The organism is Kribbella jejuensis, assembly GCF_006715085.1.
GTDB classification, from domain to species: Bacteria; Actinomycetota; Actinomycetes; order Propionibacteriales; family Kribbellaceae; genus Kribbella; species Kribbella jejuensis.
Genome location: NZ_VFMM01000002.1, coordinates 776,446 through 791,528, shown reverse-complemented (window position 1 = coordinate 791,528; position 15,083 = coordinate 776,446). Strand labels below are relative to the sequence as shown.

Sequence of the window (15,083 nt, the reverse complement as noted above, 5' to 3'; positions counted from 1 at the left end):
GCTCAGACCTCCTTGGTGGCGCGCTTGATCAGCCGGATCTGCGCGAACCCGACCACCAGCATCAGCACGAACAGCACCATCGACGCTGCCGACGCCAGCGCGGGACTGTTCAGCTGACCCTGCGTGACCCAGATGTAGAACTCCGGCAGGTACGTCGCACCGCCCGGGCCGCCGGCGGTCATCACGTACACCAGGCCGAACATCCCGGTCAGCATCCCGATCATCGTGGTGACGAAGACGAACTGGATCGTCCGGCTCAGCTCCGGGATCACCACGTGCAGCACGGTCTGCGGGAGTGTCGCGCCGTCGCAGCGAGCGGCGTCGAGCAGCGACTGGTCGAGCGTGGAGAACCCGGCCATGAAGATCACCAGCGCCATCCCGAACGTCGCCCAGATGTGCACGCCGATCACCGACAGGATCGCGATGTGCGAGTTCCCCAGCCAGTCGACCGGCGGGATCCCGGCCTTCCCGAGCAACTGGTTCAGCGGTCCGTCGAAGGACAGCAGGATGTTGAAGATCGCGCCGATGATCACCGGCGACAGCACGACGGGGAAGAAGTACACGCTGCGGTAGAACCGATGACCGGGCACCTTCAGGAACAAGAAGGTTGCCAGCAGGCCAGGTACGGCGACCGCGATCGGCAGCGCCAGGAACAACAGCCCGACGTTCTTGATCGCGGTCCGGAAGACCGGGTCCGCAGCCAGCGTCCGGTAGTTGGCGAGTCCAACAAACAAGCCGTTGCGGTCGCCGTCCCCGGTGAGCGAGTACTGCGCACCGAGGACGAGCGGCACGATCCGCAACCCGACGATGATCAGCAGCGCCGGCGTCACCAGTACCAGCGCCGCCAGCTTGTGCTCGTTCCAGCGCCACCGGCGGGTTGCCGTCGTACGACGGGCCGCCGGAATCGGCACGCTCTGTTCTCCGGACGCGGTCACTTGTCCGACGCCGCCAACTGGGTGAGCACCTGGTCGACGGTCACGTCACCGCTGATCAGCTGCTGCGACAGCCGGTGCATCAGGTCGAGCGTCTTCGCGGACAGCGCGGTGTGCAGCAGCGGCTTGCTGTCCGGCAGCCAGGACACGATCTGGCCGGCCGCCGGTACGTCGACGGACTTGGTGTCGATCGTCTTGTCCGCCGCGATCGCGCCGGCCTTCTCGAAGAACAGCTTCTCCGCATCCGTACTCGACAGGCTCTTCACCAGGTCGACCGCGAGATCCGGGTCCTTCGTCCACTTCATCACGCCGTACCCGATGCCACCCTCGGCCGGCAGGAACGTCGACTTCACCGTGCCCGGGTTCGCGATCGGTGCCTGGTAGACGCCGAGGTCCGGGCCGAGGAACTCGTCGAACGACTTCCAGTGCGCGGTGTCGGAGATCAGCCCGATCACGTTGCCGCCCTTGCCGCCGGAGAACATCGTGAACTGGTCGTTGAACATGGCGGTCGAGTTGACGCCCTTGTTGTACCAGCCGTCGTCGTTGGTCTGCTTCCACAGCTGGAAGATCTGCCGGACCTCGGGCGACTTCCAGTCGCGCTTGCCCGCCAGCCACGCGTCGTACTGCGCGGGGCTGAAGACGCCGGGAGCGAAGCCGGACAGGAAGAACTCGATGCCGAGGCCCTCCTTGTTGCCGAGGTTGAAGCAGGCGTTGCCGGACTTCTTGATCGCGGCACAGTCGGTCTGCAGCTCGGCGAGCGTCTTCGGCGGCTTCTCCGGGTCCAGGCCGGCCTTCTTGTAGACGGCCTTGTTGTAGTAGAACGGGAAGCCTTGCAGCGTGACGGGGACGGCGTACGTCGTGCTTGCCTGCTTGAAAGCGTCCCAGCCGACCAGCCGGTCCTTCAGATCGCCGACCTTGTCGTCCAGCGGCAGCAGGGCCGAGACCCGGTCCCGCAACTGGGCGCCGCCGTTGAACATCGAGATATCCGGGCCCTTGCCGGCCTGGATCGCCGTACCGAGCAGTGTGTAGTACTGGTCGTAGGGCTGCGCGACGAACTCGACCTGGACGCCCGGATGCTTGGCCTCGAAGTCGGACCTCGCCTCCGCGTAGTAGTCCTTGGTGGTCGCGTCCCCGGAGTGCCAGTCCCAGACGACCAGCTTGTTGCTGCCCGAACTCGCGCCGCCACCGGCCTGGGTCTGCGGCGCGGCCGCACCACAGGCGGCGGACACGAGTGCCAGCGCCGGAACGAGGGCGGCGGCGATCCAGCCGCGCCGGGACTTGATCCCCCGGATGGTGGGGCTCGAGGCGCTCGGCATCATGGCGCCCTCCTTCTGTCGAGTTCGTAGTGGCTTCACACTGTGGCATGATGTTAGTTGTCTGTTGTCTGTTGTCAAGAGTTTGTTGACTGCTGACGGATGGGCGACAATCCGTGTACGCATCGACTCGGGAGGCAAGCGTGGACCCCGTACAGGCAACCGTGCGGTTGGCACCGGCTGCGGCGGCACGCCGGCCGGCGCGCTTGGCCGACCTCGTCGTGGAGTCGATCGTCGACGGGGTGGTCTCCGGCTCGATCCCGCCGCACGCCGCGCTGCCACCCGAATCGGCGCTGTCCGAGCAGTTCCAGGTCAGCCGGATCACCGTGCGCGAGGCGGTCAAGCTCCTCGAGGCCAAGGGACTGGTCGAGGTCCGCCGCGGCGTCGGCGCGGTGGTGAAGGACGACACCCACTGGAACCTGCTGGATTCCGACGTGCTCGCCGCCGCGGTCCGCAACGACGCGAACCTGAGCATCCTGGACGAACTCGTCGGTGTCCGGATCGCCCTGGAATCCAACCTGGCCGGCCTCGCCGCCGAGCACGCGACCGACGAGGACCGCGCGGAGATCGAGGCGATCTTCCACCGGCTCGAGGCGGACACGTCCCGGCCCGAGGTGTTCATCGGGATCGACGTGGAGTTCCACGACCGGATCATGGCCGCGTCCGGCAACCGGCTGGCCCGCTCGATCGTCAGCACCGTACACAGCCAGGCCCGGACCAGCATGCGCTACCAGGGCCACCCGAGCGTGGACGACGTCCGTACGACGAACTCCGAACACCGGGTCGTACTGGACTACATCCTCGCCCGCGACGCGGCCGGCGCCGCCGAAGCGATGACCAACCACATCCGCTCCGCCTGGCAACGCCGCCGCCCGCTACCACCGACCTGACGGGTTGCGGGTTCCGGTCGCGAAACCTTGACGCCGTACGTCATGGACTTCTACGTTGCTGCTGTCAGATGTCAGACAACAGACGACAGAGGAGTCTCCGATGACCCGCCCTCGTCCCCTCCGCTTGATCGCCGGTGCAGGCGCGCTTGCCCTCGGCGCCGCCGCCCTGTCCTCCCCGAGCTTCGCTGCCCCGCCGTCGACCGACGTCATCCTGGTCGTCCCGGACGGCAAGAAGCCGAAGAATCTCGACGCCGACCAGGTCGTTCGTACCCTCGACGCCGCCCAGGCCCTCGTCCGCGCCCGCACCGCGACCACCGACGTCCGCGTCCTGCTGGCCGGCGGCACCTACGAGCTGACCGCCCCGCTCCAGTTCGGCGCCCGCGACGGCGGCCGCAACGGCCACACCGTCAGCTGGCAGAGCGTCCCCGGCCAACACGCCGTACTCTCCGGCGGCTCGAAGATCACCAACTGGACGCTGACGGATCCGGCCAAGAACATCTGGTCGGCAGACGTGCCGGCCGGCACCCAATCACGCCAGCTCTACGTCGACGGCAAGCTCGCCCAGCGGACGCAAATGCTGCTCGCCGAGTCCAAGAAGACCCGCGGCAACCTGGTCTTCAGCCAGCGCGGTCTCACCGTCGACGATCCGGCCCTGGCCGCGCGCATCGCCGGCCTCTCGAACCCCGGTGAGCTCGAGATCGAGGAGCTCGGCTCGTTCACCGACCGGTACTCCCCGGTCCAGTCCGTCGACGGCAACACCCTGGTGATGGAGCAGCCGGCCTGGGACAACAACAACTTCGGCTACGACACGCTCAAGTCGCCCTACGCCCGCGGTGCGATCTACCTGAACAACGCCTACGAACTGATCTCCGGTCCGAACCAGTGGTACCTCGACTCTGCCAAGGGCAAGCTGTTCTACCGTCCCGCCGACGGGCAGTCGATGGCGTCCACCGACGTACGCCTGCCGCGGCTGGAATCGCTGATCCAGGTCAGCGGGAGCTACGACCGACCGGTCGAGAACCTTGCCTTCAGCAACCTGACGTTCGCGCACACCACCTGGAACTTCCCGAGCGGGCCGCAAGGATACGTCGATCAGCAGAGCGGAGCGCATGTCGTCGGGGAGTACGCGAAGCCGGCCGACTTCCTGACCAAGTGCCAGAACGGCTGCCCCGAGTTCGAGAAGACGCGCAACGAGTGGCACCAGATTCCCGCTGCGGTGCAGGTTTCCGCGGCCGAGCACGTGAGCTTCGCCGGTAACAGCTTCGAGCAGCTCGGGTCGGTCGGGCTCGGACTCGGCATGGACCCGAACGCACACGCCTCCCGGATCGGGTACGGCGCCGCCGAGATCGATGTCCTGGGCAACAGCTTCACCGACAGCGCCGCGTCGGCGATCGTCGTCGGCGGCGTCCAGCCGGACGCGCACCACCCGCGGGACCCGCGGATGACCAACCACGACATGCGGATCGCCGGCAACACGATTGCCGGCGTCTCGAAGAACTACCGGGACAACGCCGGCATCCTGTCGACGTACGTCACCCGCGCGACGATCACCCACAACACGCTCACCGATCTGCCGTACGACGGCGTCGACATCGGCTGGGGATGGGGTATCAACGACCCGGGCGGCAACCAGTACTACCTGAAGGCCGGGCTGTACAACTACCAGCCGATCTACCGGACGCCGACGACGTTCCGCGAGAACTACGTCGCGTACAACCTGATCCACGACACCAAGCAGTCGATGCACGACGGCGGCAGCATCTACACGCTGTCCGCGAGCCCGGGCACCGTGATCGAGCGCAACTACGTCTACGACAGTCAGACCACGTTCGGCGCGCTGATCGACCAGGGCACGCGGTACGTAGTGCTGCGCGACAACGTCTTCCTGGGCAGCAGCAGCTGGGTCTACGTCAACTCCGACGCCGGCAACCCGGACACCTTCAACACCAAGGACAACCTGATCACCGGCAACTGGTGGGACATCGGCTCGGCCCGCAACCCCGAAGGCCCCGGCTACAACAACCAGCTGATCGGTAACACCCAGATCACCGACGGCAACGTCCCGCCCGGCGCCGCACGCGTCATGACCGAGGCAGGCGCCCGCAACTGACCCGACCCAGACAGCAGAACGCCCTGGCCGGACGGGTCCGGTCAGGGCGTTCTCTAGGGGTGGAGGTGGCGGGAATCGAACCCGCGTCCTTCGGCGTTGCTTCAAGGCTTCTCCGGGCGCAGTCTGAATGGCGCTTTTCTCAGCCCCAGCGTTTGTACAGACATCTCGCTGACAGGCTCAGTCACTGTAAATGTCCCGTGCTAGCCCCGTGACCGGACTAACAAAGCAAGCTCCCTAGCTGAGGCCAGGAGCCGGGGCGGGAGCATCCCCGGGCTGACCGCTTCTTTAAGTGCTCAGGCCGTCAGGCGGCGAGAGCGAAGCTACTGCGCTTGGAATTGGCAGTTATTGGTTTCCAGAGATCGTTAACGAGATAACCCTGGATCCTCGGCCCGCTTCCCTTGGAACACACGTCCAAAGTCGAAACCGTTCACCCCCTGTTGAGTTGTCAAACTCCCACCCGTACCGCTCGGTGGAAGCTCCACACTATCAAGTCCAACCAACCGCCCGCACCCGACATTCCCTCAGTCCGCCGGAGCCAGCGCGAAGACGGCGGCCGCGGCCGCGACCACGGCTCCCGCGAGGGCGATCACCCAGCCGATCGTGACGCGCAGCAGCAGGGCGCCGGCCGCAGCGCCGGCGAGCATCGCGAGGATCGAGCCGACGCGGCGGTACGGGCTGGCCGCTCGCCCGTTGCCGAGCACGTTGTCCGCGGCGAGGCCGGTGAGCGTCAGCGTGAGTACGGTCGTGGTCATGTCCTTCGGGGCGACCTGCCGTACGGTCGCGTTCTGCAGTCCGAAACAGGCCGCCAGCGCGAGGATCAGGAGGTACGACGTACCGCCCGATTCCCGCAGTACGCCGACCCCGACCAGCAGACCGCACAACAGCAGCACCGCGGCCTGCGTGGCGAAGACGATGCCGAGCCAGCGCCGCGGCCGCGCCTCGAGTACGCGCGCCGCCCGGCCGCCGAGCACCGAGCCGAGAACGAAGCCGGCGACGGCGACCACCGGCGGCCCGAGCCGGAATCCCGACCCGGGCGCGACCGCGAACCCGAGGAAGACCACGTTCCCGGTCATGTTCGCGACGAAGGTATGTCCGAGCTTCAGGTAGCTGACCGCGTCGATCAGCCCGGTCGCCGCGGTCAGCCCGAGGAACGCACCGACCTCCCACCGCGTTGATACGGGTACGCCCACCGCAGCAGGGTAGGGCCTACTTGATCAGGCGGATGGTGAACGGGTAGCGGAACTTGCCGCCGGCCGCGGTGGCGAGGCCGCCGATGCCCGTGAGCAGGAACCAGAGGATGCCGAGGATCGGGAACAGGAACCCGAGCAACCCGTGCGTGAACCCGGTCATGATCCCGAGCAGCGCGAACGCCCCGGCCGCGGTCAGCTGGAAGTTCAGCGCCTCGACCGCGTGGCGGCGTACGGCGGGGTTCCGCTGGCCGGCGGTCGCGACGACGAGCGCCGGGCCGACGAACGAGGTCGGGTACCCGAGCCAGTGCGCGACCGTACCGAGCCCGCGGCCGTCGCCGTGGTAGGTCTGCAGCGGCGCGGGCCGGGTGAAGGCGGCCGGCGCGAACGTCGGCACCGGGCGGGAGACGAGCCCGTCGAACGTGCTGTTCAACTCGGCCCGGGTCCGCGCGTTGAGCGCCTTGTCCAACCGGAGGTCGAACTCCATGTGGTCGAGGCGGCCGTCGGCGTACATCTCTTTGAGGATCTCGACGGCCCGATCCCGCTGAGCCGACGTCACCAGCAACTCTGAAGTGGACATACCCCCACTCTGCGCGCCCGACTCCATCCACCCCATCGGGTTCAGCCCGGACCAACCCCTGACCGAACCCCAGTCGGTCAGCCGCGGTGGCGGTCGGAGAGGGCTCTTTGGGCTTCCCGGTTGGCTTGGCGTTCGGCTAGGGCGTGGCGTTTGTCGTAGTCCTTCTTGCCTCGGCCGGTGGCCAGCTCGACCTTCGCGTAGCCGTCCTTGAAGTACAGGGACAGGGGGATGAGGGAGACACCCTGTTGTTCTACGGCTCGGATGAGTTTTGCGACCTCGTCCTTGTGCAGGAGGAGCTTGCGGGTACGGCGTGGTTCGTGGTTGGTCCACGTGCCGTGCTTGTACTCCGGGATGTGCATGCCCTGCAGCCACAGCTCGTTCCCACGGACGGCGGCGAAGGCGTCGACCAGGGAGGCCCGGCCCTGCCGCAGGGACTTGACCTCGGTCCCGGTCAGCACCAGCCCGGCCTCCACCACGTCCTCGATGTGGTAGTCGTGTCGCGCCTTACGGTTCTGCGCGATCGGCTTCTCCCGGCCGGACTGTTTCACCATCCGACCATTATCGCAGGTAGCTCACAGCCACCCCATGGGATTAACCACGTTGCCGTCCTTGTAGACCATGAAGTGCAAGTGGCAGCCGGTCGAGTAGCCCGTCGTACCGGACCAGGCGATGATCTCGCCGCGCTTGACCCGTTCACCGACGTGGGCCTTGTACTTCGACAAGTGGTTGTAGACCGTCGTGATCGAGTGCCCGCCGATCACCCCGTGTGAGATGAACAGCCGGTTCCCGTAACCACCGTTGTAGTACTTGTCCGTCACCACCCCGTCGGCGGCGGCGCGGACCGGCGTACCGCAGGGAGCGCGGAAGTCCGTACCGTCGTGCAGCTTCCAGATGTGCAGCACCGGGTGGAACCGCATCCCGTACGGCGACGTGATATAGCTGCTCACCGGGTACCCGAGCCGTCCGTCACCCGTCGACGGCGGATCCGGGATGTCCCGCGGCTGCCGGTGCTCCTTCCGCGCGCGAGCCCGCTCGGCCGCCTCGGCCGCCGCCTTCCGGCGCGCTGCGGCCGCCTTCTCGGCCTTCGCCTGGGCGATCAGCATCTGCTGGACCCGGTTCCGCTCCCGCAACAGCGAGTTGTACTGCGCGAGCTCGGTGTTCTTCTCCTTCTCGGCCGCCTTGAACGCGGTCAGCTTGACCGCCGCGACCGCTGCCGCCTCCGCTCGGTCGGCCGCGACCTGCTTGGTCAGCTCGGTGACCTTCTGCACCGTGGCCGCGGCTTCGGCGCGAGCCGTCTCGGCGTCCTGCTCCGCGGCGGCCATCTTGACCTGCTTGCTGGCGAGCTGCGCCTGCGCGTTGTTCAGGTTGGTGATCGCGTTGCTCTGGATGCCGAACACGTTGCGCTGCACCTGCATGCCGGTGGCGATGTCGGCCGGCGCCGCACCGCGCAGCGCGATCGACAGCCCGACCAGACCGTTCTGCTGCTGGTACGCCGACCGTACGGCGCGCCCCGCGACGGCCCGCTTCTCCGCGATCAGCTTCTCACCGGCCGCGACGTCCGAGGCCGCCGTACGCAACGCCGCCTCGGCCGCGACAAGCTTGCCCGCGGCAACCGCGTCGGCGGCCTTCGCGGCGGCGAGCTGCCCCTGCGCGGCGGCGTAGCGGACCTGGACGGCCTGGTACTTCGTGACGGCTTGGTTGTACGCGGCAACGGACTTGCCGAGCTGGTCGGACGCGTCGTCGAGATCAGCCTTGGACTGGTTGATCTGCGAGTCGAGTTGCTTCTTCTTGGCGGCCGGGTCCGGCGGCCGCGCCTGCGCGGACGGAGCGGACGGGACCGCGGCCAGGACGCCGGCGGACAGGGACAGGACGAGGCAGCAAGCGGTAACCACAGTCTGCCGGACCACAGATCGACCCTTTGCTCTGGACGAGGTTCTCGTACGGTACAGGAGTGACTGTTGTTACTCCTGTTACTGCACGATAAGTCACCCGGGTCAGACTTTGAGGTATTTCCGCGTCGTCAGGAATGTCGGGACGACCGCCAGCACCAGGCCGACCACGACCATGATCAGCGTGGCCCGGAAGGTTTCGGTGGCGCCGACCCACTGCCAGACCCGGAACGTCTCCTGCGCGCGCTGCATGATCATGAAGTACACGATCATCCACAGGGTGCCGCAGGCCAGTACGGCGCCGATGATGGCGGCCAGTACCGCTTCCAGCAGGAACGGCAGCTGGATGTAGAAGTTCGAGGCACCGACCAGGCGCATGATCCCGATCTCACGTCTGCGCGCGTACGCCGCCAGCCGGATCGTGTTCGCAATCTGCATCAGCGCGGCGACGAGCAGCAGGCCGGCTCCGGCGTACGAGCCCCACTGCAGCCAGTTGAGCGCCTTGAACAGTGGATCGAGGTACTGCCTGAGGTCCTGCACCGTGTCCACGCCCGGCAGGCCGGCCACCGCGCTGACCAGGTTCTGGTAGCGCTGCGGGTCCTTGAGCCGGATCCGGAACGACTCCTGCATCTGGTCCTGGGTGACCGTGCTGACGATCGGCGAGTCCTTGTACAGCTTCTTGAACGACTCGAACGCCTGCGCCTTCGACTCGGTGTACACGCCGTCCGGCGCGGTGTCCGGATTCGACTCGATCACCTGCTGGATCCGGTTCTTCTGCTCCTGGGTCACCTCGGCGCCGGAGCAGCCGCGGCCGCCGGAGTCCTTGGTGCAGAGGAAGACCGAGATCTGGATCTTGTCGTACCAGTTCCCCTTCATCAGGTTCACCTGCTCGTGCGCGAGCAGCGCGCTGCCGAACAGCGACAGCGAGACCCAGATCGTGACGACGACCGCGATCGTCATCGAGAGGTTCCGCTTCAGACCGATGCCGAGGTCGGAGAGGATGTAGTTCAGGCGCATGTCAGTCAGTCAGTCCCTAGGAGTCACTGTGCTCGGCGGTCAGTGCTGGTAGCCGTAGACGCCGCGCGACTCGTCGCGGACGACGTGACCGTTCTCGAGCTCGATCACTCGTTTGCGCATCTGGTCGACGATCGACACGTCGTGGGTGGCCATCACGACCGTCGTACCGGTCCGGTTGATCCGGTCCAGCAGCTTCATGATGCCCACCGACGTACCGGGGTCGAGGTTTCCGGTCGGCTCGTCGGCGATCAGGATCATCGGCCGGTTCACGAACGCGCGCGCGATCGCGACCCGCTGCTGCTCACCGCCGGACAGCTCGTCCGGGAGCCGGTCCTCCTTGCCGTCCAGACCGACCAGCTCGAGCACCTCGGGCACCGTCTTGCGGATGTGCGAGCGGGGCTTGCCGATCACCTGCAGCGCGAACGCGACGTTCTCCGCGACGGTCTTGTTCGGCAGCAGCCGGAAGTCCTGGAACACGGTGCCGATCTGGCGGCGCATCTGCGGGATCCGCCAGCTGGCGAGCCGGTTCAGGTCCTTGCCGGCCACCATGATGTGACCCTTGGACGTGCGGTGCTCGCGCAGGACCAGACGCAGGAACGTCGACTTGCCGGACCCGGAGGTACCGACCAGGAAGACGAACTCGCCTTTCTCGATCTCGACGTTGACGTTCAGCAGAGCGGCCTTGGTCTGGCCCTCGTACGTCTTGGAAACATTCTCGAAGCGGATCACGGATTCATCCGGCCGTGGTCGGGAACAGGGAGCGACGCGACGGTAACCACGAAGTGCACCGTACGCCACCGGAGCGGCCGGCAGTCAGTCTAGGGCTTCCACGGCGTGCCGCCGACCGGACCTGCCAGTCCGTACGCGCCCGTCCGATACCCGGTGCGTTTCAAACGGGCGTACTAGGCGTCGGACTGGCGGGCGATGGTCGCGGAGGCGCGGCGGACGATCGGCACCGGGCCGGCCGGGAGTACGTCGCCGATGAACGCGTAGTGCCGCAGGATGTCCGGGTCGACGCCGCCGGGACGGTGCCGGCTGTGGTCCCGGACCCAGTCGATGATGTCGCCCCAGCCGGGCGCGGCGAGCGATCCGCCGAAATGCTGCACGGACAGCCCGGCGCACAGGTTGCCGAACGCTAGCCGGTGCGCCAGCGGCCAACCGCGGAGCGTTCCGAGCACGAGCGAGGCGAGAAACACGTCGCCGGCCCCGGTCGGGTCGTACGAGCGCACGGGCAGCGCCGGTACCTGCTCCTCCTCGCCGGTCGTCTGGTCGATCGCGAGTACACCGTCCGCGCCGTTCGTCACCACGGCGAGCGGGACGCGCTCGGCGAGCTTGTGCAGGGCGGCCTTCGGCGTGTCGGTGCGGGTGTAGGCCATCGCCTCGCCCGCGTTCGGGGTGAACGCGTGGAACCCGTCCAGTACCTCGAGTACGGCGGGTGACCACTCGTCGGTCGGGTCCCAGCCGACGTCGCCGAACAGCAGCGCGCCGGACTCGCGAGCCTCGACCGTCCAGCCGGGCAACTCCTCCGCGACCGGCACGATCGCGGAGCGGGTGCTCAGGCCCGGACCGACCAGCTTGCTCGGGTCGCCGGGCGCCTCGTGGGCGTGGGTGACCATCGCGCGGTCGCGATCGATCGACATCGACACCGTGACCGGGGAGTGCCAGTGGCCGATCCGGCGCGAGTGCGACAGGTCGACACCCTCCTGGTCAGCGAGCGTCCGCCAGCAGAAGTCGGCGTACACGTCGTCGCCGAAGACCGCGGCCAGGCCGCTCTTCAGGCCGAGCCGGGCGGCCGCGATCGCGAAGTTCGCGACGCCGCCGGGGCAGGACCCCATGCCCTCGGCGAAGATCTCGGTCCCGGTGATCGGGGCGGACTCGAGACCGGTCATGACGATGTCGTAGAACACGGTCCCTTGTACGAACACGTCGTATTCGCCCTGCTGCTCCGTCACGGTGACACTGCTCCTTGTCATCCTGGCCTGTCGGTACTGGATGGGATGCTCCTTCGTAACATGATCGACCGGTCAAGACCATTTCTTTGGAAGGAATCGGGAGGCGACGATGATTCCGACCTGGATCTCGGTCGTCGGCGTGGTGATGACTGTGCTCTCACCGCTGCTCGCTCTGGGTGGTGTGGTGCTGGGCGCGTACCTGACCCGCAAGTCCGACCGGGAACTCGACACCTGGCGGCACCGCGAGGAGACGATGCGGATGGTGCGCTGGGCGGTCGAGCAGATCCTCGAGGGCGCGGACGCCGGGACCGACGCCGGCGTAGTGACGCTGCGTTCACTGATGCGGTCCGAACTGCTACAGCCCGAGGACTACGACCTGGTCGCCGCGCTGACCGCCGCCGTGACGATCGACCGGGTCGGCGCGGACGCGTACGCTGATATCGCGGAAGCTGACATCGAAGTCGTCGAGGGAGACAGTGCCCATGGCTGATAAGCGGACCGTCAAGGTCTCCCGCCAGGTGATCGAACTGGCCCGCCTGCACGTCGAGGCCGCCCGCCGCGCCGGCCGCAAGCCCGACGAGGGCGTCGCCCGGATCGCCAACGCCCACCCCAACCCCAACAACGACTCCGCCACCCCCGCCCCCGCCTGATCTCCGCAGCTGGAAATGCCGTCGACGTAGGCCGCCGCGGTCGTAAGGTCGTGTCCTGGACGCAGGCTGTGGGACTGCGGTGAACGGAGGCGGCACATGAGTGGGATGACGCGGCGGCGGTTGCTGGGGATCGGCGCCGGCCTGTCGGCGATGGCGGTGGCAGGCTGTGGGTCCAACAGCGGACGGCCGTCCACGAGCAGCGGCTCCAAGCCGACGCTGCAGCAGTGGTACCACCAGTACGGCGAAGCGGGCACGCAGCAGGCGGTGGAGCGGTACGCCAAGGCCTACCCGGACGCCACCGTCACGATCCAGTGGTCGCCCGGCGACTACGACAAGAAGGCCTCGACCGCGCTGCTGACCGATCAGGGACCGGACGTCTTCGAGTACGGCAACGGTCCCACGATCGACATGATCAAGGGCAACCAGGTCGTCGAACTCACCGACCTGCTCGGCGACGCGAAGTCCGACTTCAACCCCGCCCTGGTCGAGCGGATGACGTACCAGGGCAAGCTGTACGGCATTCCACAGGTCGTCGACATGCAGCTGCTCGTGTACCGCAAGAGCCTGCTGAGCGCGGCCGGCGTACAACCCCCGCAGACTGTGGACGAGCTGCTCGACGCGGCGAAGAAGCTGACCACCAACAAGGTCAAGGGTCTGTTCGTCGGCAACGACGGCGGCGTCGGCGTGCTCGGCGGGCCGGCGTTGTGGTCGGCCGGGCTCGACTACCTGACCGCCGACAACCAGTTCGGCTTCGACGATCCGGCCGCGGTCGAATCGCTGCGCAAGCTGCGGGAGTTCTGGACCGCGAAGGTGCTGTTGCTCGGGGCACCGACCGACTGGTCCGACCCGTCGGCCTTCACCCAGGGTCTGACCGCGATGCAGTTCACCGGCCTGTGGACGCTACCCGCGATCGAGAAGGCGCTGCCGGGCGACTACGGCGTACTCCCCTGGCCGAAGCTGAACGCCACCACGGGCAAGCCGAGCGTCCCGATCGGCGCGTACGGGTCGTGTGTGAACGCGAAGTCGAAGAACGTCGACGCGGCGAAGAAGTACGTCAAGTGGCTGTGGGTCGATCAGACCGACGACCAGCTCGACTTCGCGCAGTCGTACGGCTTCCACATCCCGGCCCGCAAGAGCCTGGTCGAGAAGGCGGACAAGCTGAAGTCCGGCCCCGCGGCTGACGCGGCCAAGCTGGCGACCGAGAACGGCCACGCGCAGACCCCGATCCTGTGGTCGCCGAAGGCGGGCTCGGCGTACTCCGACGCGCTGAACAGGATCATCCGCAGCGGCGCCGACCCGGCCACCGAGATCAAGACCGTCAAGTCCGTGACCGAGGCCGAGCTCAAGCGGATCACCGGCTGATCCGCGGGGGCCGGCCCGGCATAACCGGGTGATCCGCGGCGCCCGCTCGTGCGAAGGTAGCCGTATGTTCACGCTGCAACCGCTCACCGACGACGACCGCGAGCTGATCGAGCTGGCCCGCCGCACCGTCGACGCGAACACCGACGGACCCGACGGCGTCCACACCATGGGCGCCGCGGTCCGCGGTGCGGACGGCCGGATGTACGCCGGCATCAACCTGTACCACTTCACCGGCGGCCCGTGCGCCGAACTGGTCGCCCTCGGCCGCGCCCGCGCCGACGGCGCCCGCGAACTCACCACAATCGTCGCCGTAGGCAACGAAGGCCGAGGCGTCGTCGGCCCCTGCGGCCGCGACCGCCAGATCCTCGTCGACTACCACCCAACAATCCGCGTCATCCTCCCGTCCCCCACCGGCCCCGGCTCAGTCCCCGCCCCAGCCCTCCTCCCAGGCCCCTACCGCTGGACCCCTTGACGCGCGACAGGCAGTGTGGTCAGGCGACCTTCCACGTCCGATCGCCAAGAGTCGCGACCAGGTCCACGCTGCCACCCAGAGCTGTGACATACGCACGGATGACGTCAATACCGGAGATCTCACCACTCTCGATCTTCGAGATCCGCGCTTGAGAGACCTGCAGGAGCTCAGCAAGGGCGGTCTGCGTGACGCCCGCCGCTTTGCGCATCTCCGCCAGCTGGTGTCCACGGACATACGCCTCGCGCCGCTCACGAGCTGCCTGCTTGCCGGCGGCGCGCTCGGCGGGCGACCGGGAGTCTGCAGCCTGCGCCTTGGCCTTGACATCCTCCCACTTCGAGTATCCGTTCATCGTCATCCCTCCTCCTTCAGCGCGATCAAGTGTTCCGCGAACCGCTCGTCCGCCAACGGAATCGCCGTCCGATACCAACTTTCCCATTGCCCGGATTTGTCCCCTGCCACAAGGATGATAGCTTCGCGCGCCGGGTCGAAGGCGAAGAGAATCCGGATCTCGCTCCGGCCCGACGATGCAGGACGCAGCTCTTTCATGTTGTGGAATCGGCTACCTTTCACACGGTCCACCAGCGGCCGACCGGCTGTCGGTCCCTCATCGACCAACTGGTCGATCGCGTCCTCGATGAGATCTCCGGTCTCCGGCTCACGCTCGCACAGGGCCAAGAACCAGTTCTCGACCTCCGGATGGAGGGTAATCTGCCAACCCATCCACAGAAT

17 protein-coding genes and 1 other RNA gene are annotated in these 15,083 nt (G+C 67.3%); 6 read left to right on the top strand and 12 right to left on the bottom strand.

The genetic code is table 11. The features are described from left to right. Window positions 1–2: 2 nt before the first annotated feature. Window positions 3–911: a carbohydrate ABC transporter permease gene (locus tag FB475_RS23720; RefSeq protein WP_141858766.1), complete on the bottom strand. Its 909-nt coding sequence runs from the start codon at window positions 909–911 to the stop codon at window positions 3–5. A gap of 20 nt (window positions 912–931) precedes the next feature. Further along, on the bottom strand, window positions 932–2,251 hold the full coding sequence (locus tag FB475_RS23715; RefSeq protein ID WP_202878479.1) for an ABC transporter substrate-binding protein: 1,320 nt from the start codon (window positions 2,249–2,251) through the stop codon (window positions 932–934). Window positions 2,252–2,388: 137 nt separating this feature from the next. On the opposite strand from FB475_RS23715, the gene FB475_RS23710 reads away from it, so the two are divergent. Continuing rightward, complete coding sequence (locus FB475_RS23710; RefSeq protein WP_202878478.1) at window positions 2,389–3,135, top strand: FadR/GntR family transcriptional regulator; 747 nt, start codon at window positions 2,389–2,391, stop codon at window positions 3,133–3,135. A gap of 100 nt (window positions 3,136–3,235) precedes the next feature. Continuing rightward, complete coding sequence (locus FB475_RS23705) at window positions 3,236–5,245, top strand: right-handed parallel beta-helix repeat-containing protein (RefSeq protein ID WP_141858765.1); 2,010 nt, start codon at window positions 3,236–3,238, stop codon at window positions 5,243–5,245. A 57-nt stretch (window positions 5,246–5,302) separates the two neighbouring features. Here FB475_RS23705 and ssrA read toward each other — a convergent pair. The 8 genes from ssrA to FB475_RS23665 all read right to left on the bottom strand — a co-directional run bounded on the left by ssrA (window position 5,303) and on the right by FB475_RS23665 (window position 11,870). Continuing rightward, window positions 5,303–5,680: a transfer-messenger RNA gene (gene ssrA / locus FB475_RS23700) on the bottom strand. A gap of 86 nt (window positions 5,681–5,766) precedes the next feature. After that, entirely contained in the window at window positions 5,767–6,435 is a 669-nt protein-coding gene (locus FB475_RS23695) for a YoaK family protein (protein WP_141858764.1), read from the bottom strand. Between the two features lie 16 nt (window positions 6,436–6,451). Further along, window positions 6,452–7,012, bottom strand: coding sequence for a DUF1707 and DUF4870 domain-containing protein (locus FB475_RS23690; RefSeq protein ID WP_238332370.1), 561 nt, complete (start codon window positions 7,010–7,012; stop codon window positions 6,452–6,454). A gap of 77 nt (window positions 7,013–7,089) precedes the next feature. Then, window positions 7,090–7,563 carry an SsrA-binding protein SmpB gene (smpB, locus tag FB475_RS23685; RefSeq protein ID WP_141858762.1) on the bottom strand — a complete coding sequence of 158 codons (474 nt, stop codon included), beginning with the start codon at window positions 7,561–7,563 and terminating at the stop codon, window positions 7,090–7,092. A gap of 21 nt (window positions 7,564–7,584) precedes the next feature. Next, entirely contained in the window at window positions 7,585–8,919 is a 1,335-nt protein-coding gene (locus FB475_RS23680) for a M23 family metallopeptidase (RefSeq protein ID WP_238332369.1), read from the bottom strand. Window positions 8,920–9,006: 87 nt separating this feature from the next. Continuing rightward, window positions 9,007–9,918, bottom strand: coding sequence for a permease-like cell division protein FtsX (gene ftsX, locus FB475_RS23675; protein ID WP_141858760.1), 912 nt, complete (start codon window positions 9,916–9,918; stop codon window positions 9,007–9,009). Window positions 9,919–9,957: 39 nt separating this feature from the next. After that, entirely contained in the window at window positions 9,958–10,647 is a 690-nt protein-coding gene (gene ftsE / locus FB475_RS23670; protein ID WP_141858759.1) for a cell division ATP-binding protein FtsE, read from the bottom strand. A gap of 173 nt (window positions 10,648–10,820) precedes the next feature. Beyond that, window positions 10,821–11,870: a carbohydrate kinase family protein gene (locus FB475_RS23665; protein WP_238332368.1), complete on the bottom strand. Its 1,050-nt coding sequence runs from the start codon at window positions 11,868–11,870 to the stop codon at window positions 10,821–10,823. 109 nt (window positions 11,871–11,979) lie between these two features. On the opposite strand from FB475_RS23665, the gene FB475_RS23660 reads away from it, so the two are divergent. The 4 genes from FB475_RS23660 (at window position 11,980) to FB475_RS23650 (ending at window position 14,354) form a co-directional block, all read left to right on the top strand. Then, the gene (locus FB475_RS23660) at window positions 11,980–12,360 is read left to right on the top strand and encodes a hypothetical protein (protein ID WP_141858757.1); all 381 of its coding nucleotides are present in this window, start codon (window positions 11,980–11,982) and stop codon (window positions 12,358–12,360) included. After that, window positions 12,353–12,520 carry a hypothetical protein gene (locus tag FB475_RS36895; protein WP_185759404.1) on the top strand — a complete coding sequence of 56 codons (168 nt, stop codon included), beginning with the start codon at window positions 12,353–12,355 and terminating at the stop codon, window positions 12,518–12,520. Before FB475_RS23660 ends, FB475_RS36895 begins: the two co-directional genes overlap by 8 nt. Window positions 12,521–12,616: 96 nt before the next feature. Further along, complete coding sequence (locus tag FB475_RS23655; RefSeq protein ID WP_141858756.1) at window positions 12,617–13,882, top strand: ABC transporter substrate-binding protein; 1,266 nt, start codon at window positions 12,617–12,619, stop codon at window positions 13,880–13,882. Window positions 13,883–13,946: 64 nt separating this feature from the next. Further along, window positions 13,947–14,354 (top strand): cytidine/deoxycytidylate deaminase family protein, encoded by a 408-nt coding sequence (locus tag FB475_RS23650; protein ID WP_141858755.1) that lies wholly within the window; start codon window positions 13,947–13,949, stop codon window positions 14,352–14,354. 19 nt (window positions 14,355–14,373) lie between these two features. Here the strand turns inward: FB475_RS23650 and FB475_RS23645 are convergent, their stop codons facing one another. Beyond that, complete coding sequence (locus FB475_RS23645; protein ID WP_202878477.1) at window positions 14,374–14,709, bottom strand: helix-turn-helix domain-containing protein; 336 nt, start codon at window positions 14,707–14,709, stop codon at window positions 14,374–14,376. After that, on the bottom strand, window positions 14,706–15,074 hold the full coding sequence (locus FB475_RS23640; protein WP_141858754.1) for a type II toxin-antitoxin system RelE/ParE family toxin: 369 nt from the start codon (window positions 15,072–15,074) through the stop codon (window positions 14,706–14,708). The genes FB475_RS23645 and FB475_RS23640 overlap by 4 nt, the downstream gene beginning before the upstream one ends. Window positions 15,075–15,083: the final 9 nt, after the last annotated feature.

Bases quoted from the DNA above. Each gene is read 5' to 3' on its own strand.
- FB475_RS36895 (WP_185759404.1), top strand. From the start codon at position 12,353: ATGGCTGATAAGCGGACCGTCAAGGTCTCCCGCCAGGTGATCGAACTG.
- FB475_RS23690 (WP_238332370.1), bottom strand. From the start codon at position 7,012: ATGTCCACTTCAGAGTTGCTGGTGACGTCGGCTCAGCGGGATCGGGCC.
- FB475_RS23660 (WP_141858757.1), top strand. From the start codon at position 11,980: ATGATTCCGACCTGGATCTCGGTCGTCGGCGTGGTGATGACTGTGCTC.
- FB475_RS23655 (WP_141858756.1), top strand. From the start codon at position 12,617: ATGAGTGGGATGACGCGGCGGCGGTTGCTGGGGATCGGCGCCGGCCTG.
- FB475_RS23645 (WP_202878477.1), bottom strand. From the start codon at position 14,709: ATGACGATGAACGGATACTCGAAGTGGGAGGATGTCAAGGCCAAGGCG.
- FB475_RS23705 (WP_141858765.1), top strand. From the start codon at position 3,236: ATGACCCGCCCTCGTCCCCTCCGCTTGATCGCCGGTGCAGGCGCGCTT.
- ftsX (WP_141858760.1), bottom strand. From the start codon at position 9,918: ATGCGCCTGAACTACATCCTCTCCGACCTCGGCATCGGTCTGAAGCGG.
- smpB (WP_141858762.1), bottom strand. From the start codon at position 7,563: ATGGTGAAACAGTCCGGCCGGGAGAAGCCGATCGCGCAGAACCGTAAG.
- FB475_RS23650 (WP_141858755.1), top strand. From the start codon at position 13,947: ATGTTCACGCTGCAACCGCTCACCGACGACGACCGCGAGCTGATCGAG.
- FB475_RS23715 (WP_202878479.1), bottom strand. From the start codon at position 2,251: ATGATGCCGAGCGCCTCGAGCCCCACCATCCGGGGGATCAAGTCCCGG.
- FB475_RS23640 (WP_141858754.1), bottom strand. From the start codon at position 15,074: ATGGGTTGGCAGATTACCCTCCATCCGGAGGTCGAGAACTGGTTCTTG.